Origin of the sequence: uncultured Campylobacter sp. (assembly GCF_937949835.1) — a bacterium.
Taxonomy (GTDB): Bacteria; Campylobacterota; Campylobacteria; order Campylobacterales; family Campylobacteraceae; genus Campylobacter_B.
This window is the reverse complement of record NZ_CALEDC010000096.1, coordinates 1-2456: the sequence shown is the minus strand read 5'-3', so window position 1 is coordinate 2456 and position 2456 is coordinate 1. Positions and strand designations below refer to the sequence as shown.

General features: G+C 52.0%; 2 protein-coding genes. Both read left to right on the top strand.

What is annotated here, in order from left to right; genetic code table 11:
- A partial coding sequence (locus tag Q0256_RS02110) for an NADH-quinone oxidoreductase subunit G (protein WP_297959620.1) occupies nt 1–1943 on the top strand: 1943 nt, incomplete at its 5' end.
- A partial coding sequence (locus tag Q0256_RS02105; protein ID WP_297959619.1) for an NADH-quinone oxidoreductase subunit H occupies nt 1940–2456 on the top strand: 517 nt, incomplete at its 3' end. The genes Q0256_RS02110 and Q0256_RS02105, both read left to right, overlap by 4 nt.

Sequence of the window (2456 nt, the reverse complement as noted above, 5' to 3'; positions counted from 1 at the left end):
ACGAGATCAAGCGCCGCGGCATAGGCGAGCCGCGTGAAAAAATTTATCGCGTTAGCAGCGACATAAATTTTAGCGTCCTGCATGCGGGAGCGCGCTTCGGCTGGGATTTTTCAAACGAGCGAGCGAGCAAAAACGAAGCGGTTTTTAGCCGTATCGTGCGCGGCATTGAGGATAGCGAGATCAAAAACATCAAATTTAATAGTTTCATCACTAACGAAGAAGCTCGGATTTTAGAGCTTTTGCGTCAAAAATTTAAACTCGCTTTGATCAATGACGAAGCGCTTGCGTATCAAAAATTCCTGCGCGAATTTTCTAAGCTTAGCGGCACGAAATTTTATAATGCGGATTCGCAGACGATTAAAAATAGCGATTTTATCGTCGTTTGCGGCACATTTTTGCGCAGCGACGCTCCAAATCTAGGCTATGCGGTAAACAGCGCCTGCAAGCTAAATAAGGCAAGCGGGATCTATTTTCATCCGTTTTGCGACGAGGGCATTAAGGGCTTTAGTAAAAATTTCATCCATCAACCGCATGCCGCGGGCTTGGAGGCGCAGATCCTGCTTTGGATCTTGCAAAAGTTCGGGCGCGATCTGCCTGAGTGGCTGGATGCGAAACTCGCGGCGGAATTTGAAATTTCGCATGCCGCGGCGAAGCAAAATTTAGGCGAGAAATCTACGGGTTCGCGAAATCCTGAGAATTCTGCGGAGGCAAATGGCTCTGGGAATGTTGCGAGTGTGAGCGGTGCCGAAAATTCCGCAAGCACGGACGGCAACGCTGAAAATTCCGCGCAGAATTCCGAAAATCCTGCGGAAAGTAAAATTTCAAATTTTGCCCGCGCGCTGGGTCTGAACGAGCAAAAAATAGATGAAATTTTGGCTAAAAAGGAGCATTTTTCGCTTATCATCGGCGAGGATTTTATCCGCACGCCAAATAGCGCCACGCTTGCGCGGCTGGTGGGCTTGGTGCAGCGCCACACGCTATTTAAGGTGCTAGTGGTGCCGCCGCGCACGAACAGCCTGGGCGTCGCGCTCATCTGTGAGCTTAGCGCGCAAATGAGCGCGGGCGAGACGCTAGGCTACAATGAAGCGGGTGATATTAGTTTCGGCGTGCTGGAAGCGGATCTGGACGCGCCTAGCTTGGTGCAGCAGGAGGGCACGTTTACGAACTACGATAAGCGTGTGGTGCCTACCAATGCGGCGCTTAATTACGGCGGATACGAGCTAAACGACATCGCCTGTGCGCTGGGAGTTTGCGCGGAACACGCGATCAGCTATACGTCAAGCTTGGGCGCTGATTTTGAGCAGGTTAAATTTGACGATTTAGAAAATTTCTATGACAACGGCGGCGCAAATCACCGCGGATATGAGCTGCGAAATGAGGAGTTTGCCGCTAGCGAGGAGGAGTTTGAAATTTCGCCTTCCGCGCCGCTTAGAGCAGGCGAGGGCGAAATTTTAATCTATGAGGCAAATCCGCTGCATCAATTCAATAAATTTAGCGGCGCAAGCAGCGCTCTGGGCGAAGCGGGCGCACTGTATCTAAGCCCTAGCATCGCCGAAAACTTGGGCGTGAGCGCGGGCGACGTCGTTAAAATTTACCAAGCAGACGATGTGGGGCATAATGAAAAAACTAGCTGCGTGCGTAAAACGGGCGCTGCTAGCAACGAAAGCGACAAGGGCGGCGCCGGTCGTGCTAAAAAAGCGGATCGCGCAAGCGCCGCGCATAAAGCCGGCGGCGCCGGCGATGAAAACAGCGAAAGCGGCGCGGAGGGGCTCGTAAGCTTAAAGCGTGAAATCGTCGCTAGCGTAAAGATCGATCCAGGCTTTAGCGGCGCGTATCTGCCGTATTTTGATGAGAAACTTCGCGGCGAGATATTTTTCAAAACTTCGCGCTACGCTAGCGTAAAAATCGAGAAAATTTCAAATTCCAAAGGAGAGGGCAGATGAGCGATAGTGCATTTTATTTCGTAGCCACCGTCTTAAAGGCGCTCGTGATTTTAGCCGTCATCGCGCTGCTCTCGGGGCTTGCGACTTACGCCGAGCGCAAGGTGCTTGCCTTTATGCAGCGCAGGATCGGACCCTCTATGGTCGGGCCTGCGGGACTTTTGCAGGTGGGCGCGGATATGATAAAGCTTTTTACAAAAGAGGACGCGATCCCTGCGCGGGCGAATAAGCTTCTTTTCAAAATCGCGCCGATCATATCGGCTACGGGAGCTTTCGTGGCGCTTTCGGTAGTGCCGCTGCTGCCGGAGTTTACGATCGGCGGGCGGACTATACAGCCGATTTTAAGCGATATAAATGTGGGAATTTTGTTCCTACTCGGAGCTAGCGGCACCTGCGTTTACGGACTGCTGATCGGAGGGCTTGCGAGCTACAATAAATGGGGCACGATAGGCGCGTTTCGCGCGTTTTTGCAGATCACCTGCTTTGAGGTGATAAACGGGCTTAGCCTGATCCCTA